The sequence below is a fragment of the Methylibium sp. T29-B genome, assembly GCF_000576225.1.
GTDB classification, from domain to species: domain Bacteria; phylum Pseudomonadota; class Gammaproteobacteria; order Burkholderiales; family Burkholderiaceae_C; genus Methylibium; species Methylibium petroleiphilum.
On record NZ_AZSN01000099.1, the window covers coordinates 1 to 13,866 of the forward strand.

15 protein-coding genes are annotated in these 13,866 nt (G+C 64.3%); 13 read left to right on the forward strand and 2 right to left on the reverse strand.

The features are described 5' to 3' along the window. On the reverse strand, positions 1-1,065 hold a 1,065-nt coding region (locus tag Y694_RS14770; protein WP_036233806.1), incomplete at its 3' end, for an IS110 family transposase. Positions 1,066-1,185: 120 nt separating this feature from the next. Further along, positions 1,186-1,956, reverse strand: coding sequence for a GntR family transcriptional regulator (locus Y694_RS14775; protein WP_310732257.1), 771 nt, complete (start codon positions 1,954-1,956; stop codon positions 1,186-1,188). Positions 1,957-1,982: 26 nt separating this feature from the next. Here Y694_RS14775 and Y694_RS14780 point away from each other — a divergent pair, with 26 nt between their 5' ends. The 13 genes from Y694_RS14780 to Y694_RS26540 all read left to right on the forward strand — a co-directional run bounded on the left by Y694_RS14780 (position 1,983) and on the right by Y694_RS26540 (position 13,840). Next, positions 1,983-2,393: a cobalamin B12-binding domain-containing protein gene (locus Y694_RS14780; protein ID WP_036233809.1), complete on the forward strand. Its 411-nt coding sequence runs from the start codon at positions 1,983-1,985 to the stop codon at positions 2,391-2,393. Between the two features lie 21 nt (positions 2,394-2,414). Further along, entirely contained in the window at positions 2,415-3,848 is a 1,434-nt protein-coding gene (locus Y694_RS14785) for a phenylacetate--CoA ligase family protein (RefSeq protein ID WP_036233813.1), read from the forward strand. A gap of 16 nt (positions 3,849-3,864) precedes the next feature. Then, positions 3,865-4,848 carry a methylmalonyl Co-A mutase-associated GTPase MeaB gene (gene meaB, locus Y694_RS14790; RefSeq protein WP_036233816.1) on the forward strand — a complete coding sequence of 328 codons (984 nt, stop codon included), beginning with the start codon at positions 3,865-3,867 and terminating at the stop codon, positions 4,846-4,848. Further along, on the forward strand, positions 4,835-6,523 hold the full coding sequence (locus Y694_RS14795; protein ID WP_036233819.1) for a methylmalonyl-CoA mutase family protein: 1,689 nt from the start codon (positions 4,835-4,837) through the stop codon (positions 6,521-6,523). The genes meaB and Y694_RS14795 overlap by 14 nt, the downstream gene beginning before the upstream one ends. Positions 6,524-6,536: 13 nt before the next feature. After that, positions 6,537-6,806 carry a hypothetical protein gene (locus Y694_RS23545; protein ID WP_081782252.1) on the forward strand — a complete coding sequence of 90 codons (270 nt, stop codon included), beginning with the start codon at positions 6,537-6,539 and terminating at the stop codon, positions 6,804-6,806. A 31-nt stretch (positions 6,807-6,837) separates the two neighbouring features. Continuing rightward, entirely contained in the window at positions 6,838-7,407 is a 570-nt protein-coding gene (locus Y694_RS14800) for a cob(I)yrinic acid a,c-diamide adenosyltransferase (protein ID WP_051511980.1), read from the forward strand. A 26-nt stretch (positions 7,408-7,433) separates the two neighbouring features. Continuing rightward, entirely contained in the window at positions 7,434-9,188 is a 1,755-nt protein-coding gene (locus Y694_RS14805) for a thiamine pyrophosphate-binding protein (RefSeq protein ID WP_036233822.1), read from the forward strand. 1 nt (position 9,189) lies between these two features. Next, positions 9,190-10,209 carry a gamma carbonic anhydrase family protein gene (locus Y694_RS14810; RefSeq protein ID WP_036233825.1) on the forward strand — a complete coding sequence of 340 codons (1,020 nt, stop codon included), beginning with the start codon at positions 9,190-9,192 and terminating at the stop codon, positions 10,207-10,209. 31 nt (positions 10,210-10,240) lie between these two features. Further along, positions 10,241-10,798, forward strand: a complete 558-nt coding sequence (locus Y694_RS14815) for a cob(I)yrinic acid a,c-diamide adenosyltransferase (protein ID WP_036233830.1) — start codon at positions 10,241-10,243, stop codon at positions 10,796-10,798. Between the two features lie 56 nt (positions 10,799-10,854). Continuing rightward, entirely contained in the window at positions 10,855-11,706 is an 852-nt protein-coding gene (locus Y694_RS14820) for a 3-hydroxybutyryl-CoA dehydrogenase (RefSeq protein WP_197028796.1), read from the forward strand. A gap of 256 nt (positions 11,707-11,962) precedes the next feature. Continuing rightward, positions 11,963-12,193 (forward strand): hypothetical protein, encoded by a 231-nt coding sequence (locus tag Y694_RS24340; protein ID WP_152543499.1) that lies wholly within the window; start codon positions 11,963-11,965, stop codon positions 12,191-12,193. Positions 12,194-12,395: 202 nt separating this feature from the next. After that, positions 12,396-13,349 carry a DUF1173 family protein gene (locus tag Y694_RS26535; protein WP_255343832.1) on the forward strand — a complete coding sequence of 318 codons (954 nt, stop codon included), beginning with the start codon at positions 12,396-12,398 and terminating at the stop codon, positions 13,347-13,349. Continuing rightward, positions 13,274-13,840 (forward strand): DUF1173 family protein, encoded by a 567-nt coding sequence (locus tag Y694_RS26540; protein ID WP_255343833.1) that lies wholly within the window; start codon positions 13,274-13,276, stop codon positions 13,838-13,840. Before Y694_RS26535 ends, Y694_RS26540 begins: the two co-directional genes overlap by 76 nt. Positions 13,841-13,866: the final 26 nt, after the last annotated feature.

A 13,866-nucleotide genomic window follows, 5' to 3' on the forward strand; every position in this document is an offset into this window, starting at 1 on the left:
GCCCGCGAGTTCGCGTGCCACGGCTACGCAGACTTTATTCGGCTGCACGCCTCGCGATGACAGTCGGCCGAACCGCATACACAAGCGCACCTGCGCCTTCCAGGCGTGGTTTCGCACCGCCTCGGGCAACGCGGCACTTCGCTCGCGCAGCGTGGTGCTGAGCCTTGCGGGGAAGCGATAGTTCCACGCCGCTTCGGTGAGCAGACGCTTGGCGTGTGCATTGCCCGTCTTGGTGATCGAGCCGCGACGAACGCTGTTGCCGCTGGAGTGTTCCGAGGGCACGAGACCCAGGTAGCCCATCAGCTGGCGTGCCGTTGCAAAGCGATTGATGTCGCCGATCTCCGCAACGAGTCCGATCGCGCTGACGGTGTCGATGCCGCGCAAGGCACGCAGCGCCGCCACGACCGCTTCGAAGCGCCAGCCCTTGACGGCTTCACCCAGTGCATCGGTCAGCCGTTGCACGCGCTCGTCGGCGGCCTGCACAGCGAGCTGGTACTCGCCCAAAGCAACGCGCTCGCCAACGTGCTCGAAGCGTTGAGCGGCAATCCAGATCGCGTGGCTCTTCGTCCATGAGGTCTTGCCGGGATAGCGACGCTCGTGGCGCAACAGGAATGCCTTGAGCTGCTGACGCGCTCTCAGCCGAGCCGTCACAGCGTCCTCGCGCGCCCGGCACAGGTCGCGCATGGCTTCATATGCCTCGTCGGGAACCCATATCGACTTGAGCTCCCCCGACCGCGACAGCTCGGCCAGCCGTGCGCAGTCGCGTCGATCGGTCTTGATCCGATCGCCGGCTCGGCGCGGGATCAGCGACGGCGCAACAATCTCGCAGTGGTACCCACGACGACGCAACTCGCGGTACAGCCCATAGCCCGTCGGGCCGGCTTCGTAGGACACGCAGACCTCGGCCGGAGCGCCCGCCTTGGCCAGCATCTTCAGCAGCTTGTTCACATCCGGCCCCAACGTTCCTACGAACCGCGCCGGCTCCCGGCTCGCGTCGCAGGCAGCGACGCTGATGCTGTCTTTGTGGACATCCAAACCAACGAAGAACTTGATACGCTCGTCCATGGCTCGTCTCCTTCTGTTGCGCCTGGCCCGTCCAGTCGCACGTGGCTCGGCGCACCTCGGTACGCAACCCACGATTCTGGAGACGAGCCTTCTGGCGCTCAACACGGGCGACCATGATGTCTAGTCCGCGAGGCCCGACTTGTCCTTCAACAGTGTTCCAACGCGTGTATGAGCCGAGGTGACGTGGTCGTTGATGGCGCGCGCCGCACCCTGTGCGTCACCTTGGGAAATCGCGTTCAACACGGCGGCATGTTCGTTCCACACCTCGCGCGCTAGATCCCGGTGCCGCAGCACCTCGCCCATCGAACGACGCAGGTGCTGCCAGTGGGCCTGCATGGACTGCACGACCAAAGGATTGCCACTCGCTTCGTAGATCCACTCGTGGAAGTCGACGTCTGCCAGCAAGGCCGCGTGCGCGTCGCCGGCGGCGGCAACCTTCCTGCCGAGTTGAACGATGGCATTGCCGGCCGCAATCTGTTCCTTGGTTGCTCGCTTGGCGGCCAGGGAAGCCGCCAAGGGCTCGAGCGCTGAACGCAACTCGAAGATCGCATCGAAGCGACCTCGATCGACGGGCGCCACCTGGAGACCGCGACGTCCGCGCTCCACAAGGAAACCTTGCAACTTGAGCTGACTCAGGGCGGTCAGCACCGGCTGGCGCGACACCTGAAGCAACTCCGCGAGGTCGTCCTGCCGCACAGGCGCTCCTGGCGCAAGCGTTCCCTCGCAGATTGCGTCAAGGATCTTCTCGTAGACCTGCTCGACGAGAGGCCGCGTCCGCTGGAGGGATTCAATGCTTGTCACAACACCCATTATCGATCGCTCCTTGGGGTAAACACCACATACCGTATGTCGCATACTGTAAGGTATCATGCCATCGACATTGACTTCCATCCTTCTTCACTGGACGACCGCTCGCCATGGAACAAACTCCGATCCGCGTTCTTCTTGCCAAGGTTGGCCTCGATGGTCACGACCGTGGCGTCAAGGTTGTCGCTCGCGCCCTGCGCGATGCCGGTATGGACGTCATCTATTCCGGCTTGCACCGCACGCCTGACGAGATCGTCAACACCGCCATCCAGGAAGACGTCGACGTTCTCGGCGTGAGCCTGCTGTCCGGCGTCCAACTCACGGTGTTCCCAAAGATGTTCAAGCTGCTCGAAGAGAAGGGCGCGAGCGACCTGATCGTGATCGCCGGTGGCGTGATGCCGGATGAGGACGTCGTGGAGATTCGCAAGATGGGTGTGCGAGAAGTTCTCCTGCAGGACACCCCGCCGCAAGCCATCATCGATTCGATCCGCTCCCTGGTCGCCGCTCGCGGCGCCCGCTGAGACCCAAGTCTGAGGCCCGACATGGAAGAGTGGAAATTTCCCGTCGCATATGACGAAAGCTATCTGCCGTCCGCCGATAGCCGGTACTGGTTCCCCCGTCGCGAAACGATGCCGGCGGGGGAGCGTGACAAGGCGATCCTTGAGCGCCTCCAGCAGGTGTGCCAGTACGCCTGGAATCACGCGCCCTTCTACCGGCGCAAGTGGGAGGAAGCCAGTTTCCATCCCAGCCAGCTCAAGTCACTCGAGGACTTCGAGACGCGCGTGCCGGTGGTGAAGAAGACTGATCTGCGCGAGTCGCAGGCCACGCACCCGCCGTTCGGCGACTACGTGTGCGTGCCGGACTCCGAGATATTCCACGTGCACGGCACCAGCGGCACCACCGGCCGGCCGACAGCGTTTGGCATCGGTCGTGCCGACTGGCGCGCCATCGCGAACTCTCACGCCCGAATCATGTGGGGCATGGGCATCCGGCCGGGCGACATGGTCTGCATCGCTGCCGTCCTGAGCTTGTACATGGGCAGCTGGGGTGCGCTGGCCGGTGCCGAGCGCCTGGGCGCCAAGGCATTTCCGTTCGGAGCGGGCGCCCCAGGCATGAGCGCCCGACTGGTTCACTGGCTCCAGACCATGAAGCCGGCGGCCTTCTACGGGACGCCTAGCTACGCAATCCACCTGGCGGAGGTGGCGCGCGAAGAGAAGCTCAATCCGCGTGACTTCGGCCTCAAGTGCCTCTTCTTCAGCGGCGAACCGGGTGCTTCGGTGCCGGGTGTCAAGGACCGCATCGAGGAAGCCTACGGAGCCAAGGTCTACGACTGCGGATCGATGGCCGAAATGTCGCCGTTCATGAACGTTGCCGGCACGGAGCAGAGCAACGACGGCATGCTGTGCTGGCAGGACATCATCTACACCGAGGTTTGCGACCCGGCCACGATGCGTCGTGTGCAGTATGGTCAGCGCGGCACACCGGTGTACACGCACCTCGAGCGCACCAGCCAGCCGATGATCCGGCTGCTGTCCGGCGATCTCACCCTGTGGACGAACGACGAGACCCCGTGCGGCCGGACCTATCCGCGGCTTCCTCAGGGCATCTTCGGTCGGATCGACGACATGTTCACCATCCGCGGTGAGAACATCTATCCTAGCGAGATCGATGCCGCGCTGAACCAGATGTCGGGCTACGGCGGCGAGCATCGAATCGTGATCACGCGCGAATCGGCAATGGACGAACTGCTCCTGCGCGTCGAGCCGACGGAGGCCGTGCAGGCAGCGGGCGCGGCCGCGCTTGAGGTCTTCCGCTCGGAAGCGTCGCATCGCGTGCAGACCGTCCTCGGGGTTCGCGCCAAGGTGGAACTGGTCGCGCCCAACTCCATTCCGCGCACGGACTTCAAGGCGCGTCGAGTGATCGACGACCGCGAGGTGTTCCGCGCCCTGAACCAGCAACTGCAGGCCGGCGCCTGAACAGGATCGGTTCGGAATGACTTACGTTCCATCTACCGTCCTGCTCGAGAAGCTTCGTGCAGGGAACGGCTGGGCGCTAGGGCGCTTGATCTCCCGAGCGGAGGCGGGCGTACCCGAGGCGCGGACGGCATTAGCCGAGGTCTATCGGCTGGCTGGGTCGGCCCATGTCATCGGCCTCACCGGGGTGCCTGGCAGCGGCAAGTCCACGCTGGTGGCCAAGCTGACCGCTGAACTGCGCCGACGTAGTGAGAAGGTCGGCATTGTCGCAATCGATCCGTCGAGCCCGTATTCCGGCGGTGCGATTCTGGGCGACCGCATTCGCATGACCGAGCTGGCCAACGATCAGGGTGTGTTCATTCGCAGCATGGCCACCCGTGGGGCCACAGGCGGCATGGCGCGCGCGGCTCTCGATGCGGTCGACTTGCTCGATGTCGCGGGCTACCAGACGATCATCCTCGAAACCGTGGGTGTCGGTCAGGACGAAGTGGAAGTGGCACACGCCTCCGACACCACGGTCGTCGTGTCGGCCCCCGGTCTGGGCGACGAGATTCAGGCCATCAAGGCCGGGATTCTCGAGATCGCCGACATCCACGTCGTCAGCAAGTGCGACCGGGACGACGCCAACCGCACGCTCACCGACCTCAAGCAGATGCTGACGCTGGGGGCGGTGGTCGGGTCCAAGCGGTCCTGGGCAATCCCCGTCGTTGGCGTCAGCTCGTACACGGGTGAAGGCATTGAGGACCTGCTGGCTCGCATTGCCGCGCACCGCAAGGCCATGACCGACTCAGACGTCGGTCGAGAACGGCGGCGCCGCGTCGCTGAGTTCCGGCTGCACAAGACGGCCGAAACGTTACTGCTGGAGCGCTTTGCCTCAGGCGCGCATGAGTTTTCGCCCGACCTCGCCAACAACCTCACCGAACGTGCCTTGGACCCTTACGCCGCAGCACGCGAACTTATCGTCAAAACGATCCGCAAGGAGTACTCCAATGACCTGGCTTGACGCCAAGAAGCAGACCCAACTCCAGTCGGAACGCAAGGACTGGGAATCCAATGAAGTCGCCGCGTTCCTGAAGAAGCAGCCCGAGCGCAAGGAACAGTTCCACACCATCGGCGACTTCCCGGTTCAGCGCACCTACGTCGCTGCCGACATCGCCGACACGCCGCTGGAGGACATCGGTCTGCCGGGCCGCTACCCGTTCACCCGCGGCCCGTATCCGACGATGTACCGCAGCCGCAACTGGACGATGCGCCAGATTGCCGGCTTCGGCACCGGCGAGGACACCAACAAGCGGTTCAAGTACCTGATCGCCCAGGGCCAAACCGGCATCTCGACCGACTTCGACATGCCCACGCTGATGGGCTACGACTCCGACCATCCGATGAGCGACGGCGAGGTCGGCCGCGAGGGCGTCGCGATCGACACGCTGGCAGACATGGAAGCGCTGCTCGACGGAATCGACCTCGAGAAGATCTCGGTCTCGTTCACGATCAATCCGAGCGCTTGGATCATGCTGGCGTTCTACGTGGCGCTGGCGGAGAAGCGCGGCTACAACTTGAACAAACTGTCGGGCACTGTGCAGGCCGATATCCTGAAGGAGTACATGGCGCAGAAGGAGTACATCTACCCGATCGCGCCGTCGGTGCGCATCGTGCGCGACATCATCACGTACAGCGCGAAGAACATGAAGCGCTACAACCCGATCAACATTTCAGGCTACCACGTCAGCGAAGCAGGCTCCTCGCCGCTGCAGGAAGCTGCCTTCACGCTGGCGAACCTGGTCACCTACGTCGAAGAGGTGACCAAGACCGGCCTGCACGTCGACGAGTTCGCGCCGCGCCTCGCGTTCTTCTTCGTCAGCCAGGGCGACTTCTTCGAGGAGGTCGCCAAATTCCGCGCGCTGCGCCGCTGCTACGCCAAGATCATGAAGGAGCGCTTCGGCGCGAAGAACCCGGAATCGATGCGGCTGCGCTTCCACTGCCAGACGGCCGCCGCGACGCTGACCAAACCGCAGTACATGGTCAACGTCATCCGCACTTCGTTGCAGGCGCTGTCGGCAGTGCTTGGTGGCGCGCAGAGCCTGCACACCAACGGCTACGACGAGGCCTTCGCGATCCCCACCGAGGACGCAATGAAGATGGCGCTGCGCACGCAGCAGGTCATTGCCGAGGAGACCAACGTCACGCAGGTGATCGATCCGCTGGGCGGCAGCTACTATGTCGAGGCGCTGACCACCGAGTACGAGAAGAAGATCTTCGAGATCCTCAAGGAAGTGGACGAGCGTGGCGGCGCGATCAAGCTGATCGAGCAGGGCTGGTTCCAGAAGCAGATTGCCGACTTCGCTTACGAAACCGCGCTGCGCAAGCAGTCGGGCGAGAAGCCGGTGATCGGCGTCAACCGCTTCGTCGAAGACGAAAGCAACGTCAAGATCGAGATCCACCCATACGACCACACGACTGCCGAGCGCCAGGTCGCGCGAACGAAGCGCGTGCGTGCGGAGCGCGACGAGGCCAAGGTACAGACTATGCTCAATCAGCTCGTCGAGGTCGCCAAGGACGAGAGTCAGAACATGATGCCGCTGACCATCGAGCTGGTGAAGGCTGGCGCCACGATGGGAGACATCGTCGAGAAGCTGAAGGGCCTTTGGGGCACGTACCGAGAGACACCGGTTTTTTGAGCATATCCTCGCCATGCCTGAAATCAGCTCGCTATCGCGAACCGAGGTGCGCCGGCTGAAATCAGCCGTGCGCAAGGAATCGAGCGCGCCAGCGGCTGAGCGGCTACTGGCCGATAGTGTTCGAAAGGGCCATGACAAGCTGGCCCTGCATCGATACCTGACGCTGCACAGAATTGACGCTGCAAGGTGTGTCCCCTACGAGGGTTACTGTCGGCAGGTCGCCGGACGCCTGCCGAGCGAGGCACTGCAGCGCGTGCTCCGTCACCTGGGCTGGACGGACTGAGGCCGGAGCGCACTTCACAGGAGCACAAGGCATGGTCAACAACATGGGCGCATGGATCAGTCATCCTGACGACGGAATGACGTCATTGGCGCGCGGTACCCGGGTCGCCAAGAACAGTCCGTACATCGAAGCCATCGGCATCGTCGATGAGCTGAACAGCATGATCGGCATGGCGATTGCCTCGGACTGCGGGTCGGACCTGCGGGCGGTTCTGGCGGAGACCCAGGAAGAACTCGTGACCTTGTCGCTTGAGCTTTCCGACCCTGGAAGCGCGGTCTTGATGGCCGCGGCTTTGCGAAGAATCGACAACGAACTCGATCGCTGGGCCGCGGAACTGCCGGAAACCGTCGGCGTGGTGCTGCCTCGCGGGACGATGGCCGCTGCTCTCTGCTTCAAGGCACGAGCGACGTGTCGAACATTGGAACGCCAACTTCTAAGTCTCGTCGATGACGACCCCGGTGCAGCCGGGAATTCGATTCGCCTCCCCTACGTCAATCGACTGGCGGATCTGCTTCAGGCGCTGGCGCGTACGGTGAACAGGCGCGCCCAGACGGAAGTGTTGGCGAGGCGCGGTCCAGGCGGTACGGGCAACCAAGCCTGACGACCCAGCCAAGCAGGACCAATGCCATGAACCCACCGCCAATTGGCGAGAACTCTGCTGCTGCCGTCATTGCACGCAAGCTCAAGGCACGAGGCGTCGACCGGGTGTTTGGCCTGTGCGGCGGGCACATCATGCCGATCTGGATGCGTCTGGACGCCGAAGGCATCCGCATCATCGACGTGCGTGATGAGCGTGCCGCGGTCTACATGGCGCACGCCTACGGTCAGCTCAGCGGCAAACCCGGGGTCGCCCTCGTTACGGCCGGGCCCGGGGTCACCAACGCGATTACCGGTATCGCCAATGCGCATGTGTCGCGGGCGCCAGTGTTGGTCCTTTCGGGCGTACCTCCTCGGCCGCAGCTAAACCGCGGTGCCCTACAGGATATGGATCACGTCAGCATGGTGAAGGGCGTGACGCGCTTCGCCTGCACCGTCCAGGATCCAGCGCAGGTGCCGCGGGCACTGGACGAGGCCTGGGCACTGGCTCAAGGGGAATCTGGCGGCGAACCCGGCCCGGCTTTCCTCGATTTCCCGACGGACACCTTGCGTGCCGATGTTCCTGCGCCCGTACAGAGGGAGGAACATGCACCAGTGCGCCGAGGCGTCGAGATTCAGGCAGATCCGTCTGCCGTCGCTCAGGCGGCCGACCTCATCTGGCAAGCCCGTCGACCCCTGGTCATTGGCGGCCGCGGCGCGCGTGGTGCGAGGGCCGAACTGGACGAGTTCCTTGCCGCTACTGGAGCCGTGTTTCTCGACACCGGGGAATGCAAGGGGGTCCTTCGCGACGATCATCCGGCGCTCGTGAACGCGATGCGCGGTACGGCCATGGGTGACGCGGACCTGGTCATCACGATCGGCCGAAAGTTGGACTTCCAGGTGGCTTACGGGTCACCAGCCGTTTTCGGCAGCGCGCGCTGGGTCCGGATTGCGGACAACGCGGAGGAATTGCGTGACAACCGCCGCGGCAACGCGGAAGTGCTCGCGTCGCCACGGCGGGCACTGCGAGCACTGGTCGCCGCTGGCCAGGGCCGAGGGTCATCAGTGGATCGCGCCTGGCGCGATCGACTCTGTACCGGGCATGCCACGAGATCCGCCAAGCTCGCATCCGGCATGGCGGCGGCGGCCGATGGAGCAGATGGCCGCATGCATCCCAACCGCTTGCTGGCTGAAGTGCAGCGGGCGATCGGCGACGACGCGGTCGTCGTGGCCGACGGCGGCGATTTCCTTGCCTTCACGCGTGTCGGCATTCGGTGCGACACCTACCTGGACCCCGGTCCCTTGGGTTGCATCGGTGTTGGCACGCCCTTTGGCATTGGAGCGGCGCTGGCCTGCCCGCAACGCACGGTGGCTGTACTGACCGGTGACGGTGCCTTCGGCTTCAATGCCATGGAAATCGACACCGCTGCGCGCCATGCCGTTCCGGTGCTCGTGGTCGTGGCCAACAACGGCGCCTGGCAGATCGAGGTGCACGACCAGACGACTACGCATGGCAAGGTGGTGGGAACGCGCCTGCAGCACGCCGACCACGCAGCGATGGCACGCGCATTCGGTGCGCATGGCGAGCGCGTGGAGAAGGCCGAGGACCTGCCAAAGGCGCTGGCGCGTGCACTGGCAGCCCTCAAAGGCGGGACGCCTGCCTTGTTGGATGTGCTTGTCAGCGGTGAGCCCATGTCGTCGGACGCCAAGTCCGGGCTCGCCTGGGTGCCGGACCTACAGGCGCTGGCCGCCTGGGACGAGGCGGAGCGTCGCTGGCGCGCAGGTGAGGCCGCTTCGGGCAGCTGAAATGTCTACTGCGCTGAATTTGATTCCCTACAAGGGAACTCATCCCGCATTGGCGTCCGCTCCCGCGGCGGCGCTGCCCGGGCACGTCATCGTTGGTCGGGTGACGCTTGGCGCAGGGGCGTGGCTTGGCGCGGGCTCGGTGATTCGCGCAGACGGCCATTTCGTGCAAATCGGCGACGGGCTGCACATGGGCCGGGGTGCAACGGTTCACATCGCGCATGAGCTGTATCCCACATTGATCGGCCATCGGGTTTGCGTCGGGGCCAACGCAGTCGTACACGCCTGCACCGTGGGGAACGACGTCGTCGTGGAACGGGACGCCGTCATCCTCGACGGCGCGGTGGTGGGCGCCGAATGCGTCATCGAGGCGGGCAGCATCGTCTATCCGCGAAGCACGCTGGAGCCCGGCATGCTGTACACCGGCCGACCGGCCGCTCCGGTGAGGGCATTGAACTCGCACGAACGGCAGGCCCGGGCTGAACTGCAGCGAGCCCGCAATCTAGCGGCGCATGCCGAGTGGACGTGTCGGGCAGTGACTACAAGCGTTGCATCCAATGCATTCGTCGCCGGCACGTGCGATCTCGACGGCAGCGTAGACTTGGCCGATGGCGCCAGCGTTTGGTTCGGATGCCGCCTCGACGGGCGAGAGGGAACCATCTCGATCGGTAGGCTCTGCAACGTGCAGGACAACTCAGTGCTCCGGGCCGGTTCAGGCGGAATGGTCTTGGGCGAAAAAACCACCATCGGGCACAACGTCCGGCTAGCGGATTGCAGCGTCGGCGCCCGATGCCTTGTCGGCATCAGCAGTCGCATTGCGCCTGGCACCACCATCGACGATGACACGTTCGTGGCGGGCGGCTGCGTCACGGAGCCAGGGCAACACTTGACCGGTGGGCTCGTCTGGGGCGGTGACCCGGCACGACCCATTGGTGAGATGAACGTGGCCAAGCGCGCGGCCATCCTGAACATCGCGACTGTGTATGCGGGATATGCGGTCGCGCTGCGTGCCGTACTTGTTTGAAAGTGGCGTCGGGCCGGTATTGCGAGACAACATGGGAAAACGACTGACCAGCATCGTCACCCGCACCGGAGACAACGGAACCACGGGACTGGGCGATGGCAGCCGACTGAGCAAGACGGCGTCGCGCGTCATGGCCATGGGCGATGTCGACGAGCTGAATTCCACAATTGGGATGCTCCTGGCCATCGGCATCAACGGTGATGAGGATCTTCAGACACCCGTGCTCCTTCGCAGCGTCCAGCAGGATCTGTTCGACCTTGGGGGCGAACTAAGCATCCCCGGCTACACGCTGTTGAAGGCCGAGCGTGTCGCAGCCCTGGACGATTGGCTGAAGAAGGCCAATGCGAAGCTGCCACGACTGGAGGAGTTCATTCTTCCCGGTGGCTCCTTGGCGGCCGCTCAAGCCCATGTAGCGCGAACTGTCTGTCGGCGCGCCGAGCGCTCGGTCGTCGTGCTGGCCGAAGCGAACACTGTCAATGCGGCCGTCCTTCAGTACCTCAACCGGCTCTCGGACCTGTTGTTCGTGCTGGCGCGCCTCTTGAACCGCCTTGCGGGCGGCGTTGACGAGCAGTGGGATCGAAGCCGCTGACTCGCCGCGACTAAAGACAACTTGCATTCTCTTAACTCCTGATCACTCGAATGGCAATCTCTCCCAGTTCGATCGGCGTCGTCGGCGCGGGCACCATGGGCAACGGCATTGCACAGATATGCGCCGTTGCCGGCCTGAACGTGACGATGCTCGACGTCAATGACACGGCACTCAAGCGCGGCATGGACACCATCAAACGCAATCTCGATCGCATGGTGGCGAAAGAGAAACTGACCGCCGCTGAATGCGATGCTGCAACGGCCAGGATCACCACTGGCCTGGACTACGCCACCCTTCGGTCGGTCGACATGGTGATCGAGGCAGCGACGGAAAATCTAGAGCTGAAGTTGAAGGTCCTGCGCCAAGTCGGCGCCAGCGTCGGCCGAGAGACCGTGGTCGCGACGAATACCTCGTCGATCTCTATCACACAGCTGGCTGCCGTGTTGGACGCGCCGGATCGCTTCATCGGCATCCACTTCTTCAATCCTGTTCCGGTCATGTCGCTGCTGGAGGTGATTCGCGGAGTACAGACTTCAGATGCGACTTACTCGGCAACGATGGCCTTCGCGAAGACCGTCGGCAAGTCGCCCATCACGGTCCGCAACAGCCCGGGCTTCGTTGTCAACCGCATCCTGTGCCCGATGATCAATGAAGCAATCTTCGTGTTGCAGGAGGGTCTTGCGACAGCAGAGGACATAGACGCCGGCATGCACTTGGGATGCAACCACCCGATTGGCCCTTTGGCTCTGGCCGACATGATCGGCCTCGACACGCTTCTGTCGATCATGCTTGTACTCCACGATGAATTCTGCGACCCCAAGTACCGGCCAGCTCCCCTGCTGAAGGAGATGGTTGCTGCCGGACGTCTTGGGCGAAAGAGCCGACAGGGTTTCTACAGCTACAGCTGACTAAACTAGAATTTGACGGACACGTCGTTGGTGCGAGCCCGCAGCGCTATCTGACGCCGTGGCGCGAACCCGTCTCTGAGCATGGTCCGCAGGTCGTCGGCGACTGTGGTGAGCGGCGCAAGCCGCATCCGGTTTATCCGGTTTAAGAGCGAGTCAAGATCGACGCCTTGCATGGCGCTGCCGTTCATCAATAATGGTGATGTACGGCATGGCAATGCGCAAGCGAAGACGAGGTGTTCCCCAACGCCCCAACGCGGTGGGCATTTACATCGGAGCCTCCAGCCACTGTATGGCGGTGCCGCGGCATTTCGCCGAAGCTGTCAATTGCGACGCGGTGCGCGAAGTCGTGGCGATGACCGATGAGCTGACCGCACTAAGTCCTGGACTCGTCGGCCAGGTGATCACTAAAGGTCCGGAACCGTCGTACTGGCCATTTTCTCGCGCCACAGAGCTGGAACCGTTCGACAGTGATCAGAAAGTCTCCTGAAGCGTTCGACAGTCGGGGCGTCCATGCCGTTGGTTCCGGGTCTTTGGTGCGAGGGTTTCCGGAAATCTAGTGATTTCCGACAAAGAGGCGCTTGCCGCGCACCGGGCAGCCGGACGCATCCACTTGAGTTGACATAAACATTATCGAAGCCCATTCGAGCCTGCGGATCCAGGCCCGGACCAGCTGTCTGACCGGTGTCCTGATGGTGATCCGCACCGCCAGAGTCGCCTCCAAGATCGCGCGCGGGCGGGCGCCACAGATCGTTCAAACCACCGCCTTCCTGTGCGCCGCAGTGCCACTCCGGGGCGGGCCGTCGGCTGAACTTCGAGGCCCCATTCCCTCGGGGCGCCTCCTGGTCTCCGACGTATTGGCGATACCGCTCCGGCAGCAAGCCCGTTTCGGCTTGTGCCGCGCGTTGATGGTGGTCAACGATGCGGCGGTGGATACGCAGCGACTCTCAATCCGCGGCCGCATCCTGGAGCCTGACCAGCCCGCGCTCCAGGATGCGTTGGCCGCCGTCTACGAAACACCCGAGCGACCGCGCTGTCTGTGCGTGCCGGGCGGCGTCGAAATGTATGTCGCCTTTCACCGCCGCTACCTGGCCAAGCGCATGCCGGAGACTGGCAGCCAGCACCACCCGGCCTGCCCGTCGTTCGAGCCGTCGCCACAGCAGTCAGGGCTGGGCGAACTGGTGGGCGACGCAGTGCGCGAGTCCGAGGGGGCCGTGGAATTGCGGGTCGACTTCGCGTGGAGCCGCCAGGCCGGCGGCAAGGCTCTGGGCCGACGGACGGACGATGACCCGGGCGAGATCGAGGCGCCGCGGCGCCGCATGAGCCTGCGCGCGCTGACGCACTTTCTGTTCGAGCGCGCGGGCTTCAACCGCTGGTCGCCGGCGATGTCCGGTAAACGATCGCAGGGTGTGCTGCACAAGTACCTGCAGCGCGCCGCCGAGCAGGTGCGGGCGAAGGGTGTCGTGCTTGGCGAGCGCCTGTACGTGCCGGAGCAGTTCAACGAAGCGACGCACGCGGAAGCGGCGCGGCGCCGCCGAGAACGCCTGGGTGTGTTGCGGCCGCACGATGCGTGGCGCCACTGGCCGTGGCGCTGGCCGAGTTCAAGGCGGCCGAGGCCTTCCCGGGCGGCTACCGGATCTGGCTGAAACACATGCCCGACGCGCCGCTGCTGGCGTCGGCCAAGACCTGGGAACGGATCGCGAGGACCTATGCGGCAGTGCTCGAAGCCCGTGACGCTGACCATGGTCAGCGTGTGCGCGCGGTGATCACGGCCTTGATCCGCGCGCGGCGCGAGCACACGTACGAGATCGACACTGCGACCCTGCTGCTGGCCAGCGATCAGTGGATCCCGGTCGAGGGCGTGCATGAACTGCCGTTGCTGCAGGCGCTCGTCGATGCGGGGCGGTACTTCGTCAAGCCGCTGCGTTACGACGCGCGCTGCGCAGCCGCGTTCGCCAATGCGCTGCTGCTGGACACGGGCGCCGTGCCGCTGCCGCTGCACGTGTACAGCCCCTTCATGACCCCACGCGAGCGTGAGGCCAAGGCCGCCACGCTGCGCGCTGCGGGCGGTGGCTGGGTGTGGTCCACCGACGAGCCGATGCACGCGTTGCCGCCGGCCGCACCGCGGCGCGCGTGAGGGCGGCGCGGCTGAACAAGCGCACT

What these genes read in the sequence shown, in the direction of transcription:
- Y694_RS14785 (WP_036233813.1), top strand. Translation starts at nt 2,415, where the DNA reads ATGGAAGAGTGGAAATTTCCCGTCGCATATGACGAAAGCTATCTGCCG.
- Y694_RS14795 (WP_036233819.1), top strand. Translation starts at nt 4,835, where the DNA reads ATGACCTGGCTTGACGCCAAGAAGCAGACCCAACTCCAGTCGGAACGC.
- Y694_RS14780 (WP_036233809.1), top strand. Translation starts at nt 1,983, where the DNA reads ATGGAACAAACTCCGATCCGCGTTCTTCTTGCCAAGGTTGGCCTCGAT.
- Y694_RS14775 (WP_310732257.1), bottom strand. Translation starts at nt 1,956, where the DNA reads ATGGAAGTCAATGTCGATGGCATGATACCTTACAGTATGCGACATACG.
- meaB (WP_036233816.1), top strand. Translation starts at nt 3,865, where the DNA reads ATGACTTACGTTCCATCTACCGTCCTGCTCGAGAAGCTTCGTGCAGGG.
- Y694_RS14810 (WP_036233825.1), top strand. Translation starts at nt 9,190, where the DNA reads ATGTCTACTGCGCTGAATTTGATTCCCTACAAGGGAACTCATCCCGCA.
- Y694_RS14800 (WP_051511980.1), top strand. Translation starts at nt 6,838, where the DNA reads ATGGTCAACAACATGGGCGCATGGATCAGTCATCCTGACGACGGAATG.
- Y694_RS23545 (WP_081782252.1), top strand. Translation starts at nt 6,537, where the DNA reads ATGCCTGAAATCAGCTCGCTATCGCGAACCGAGGTGCGCCGGCTGAAA.
- Y694_RS14805 (WP_036233822.1), top strand. Translation starts at nt 7,434, where the DNA reads ATGAACCCACCGCCAATTGGCGAGAACTCTGCTGCTGCCGTCATTGCA.
- Y694_RS26535 (WP_255343832.1), top strand. Translation starts at nt 12,396, where the DNA reads ATGGTGATCCGCACCGCCAGAGTCGCCTCCAAGATCGCGCGCGGGCGG.
- Y694_RS14815 (WP_036233830.1), top strand. Translation starts at nt 10,241, where the DNA reads ATGGGAAAACGACTGACCAGCATCGTCACCCGCACCGGAGACAACGGA.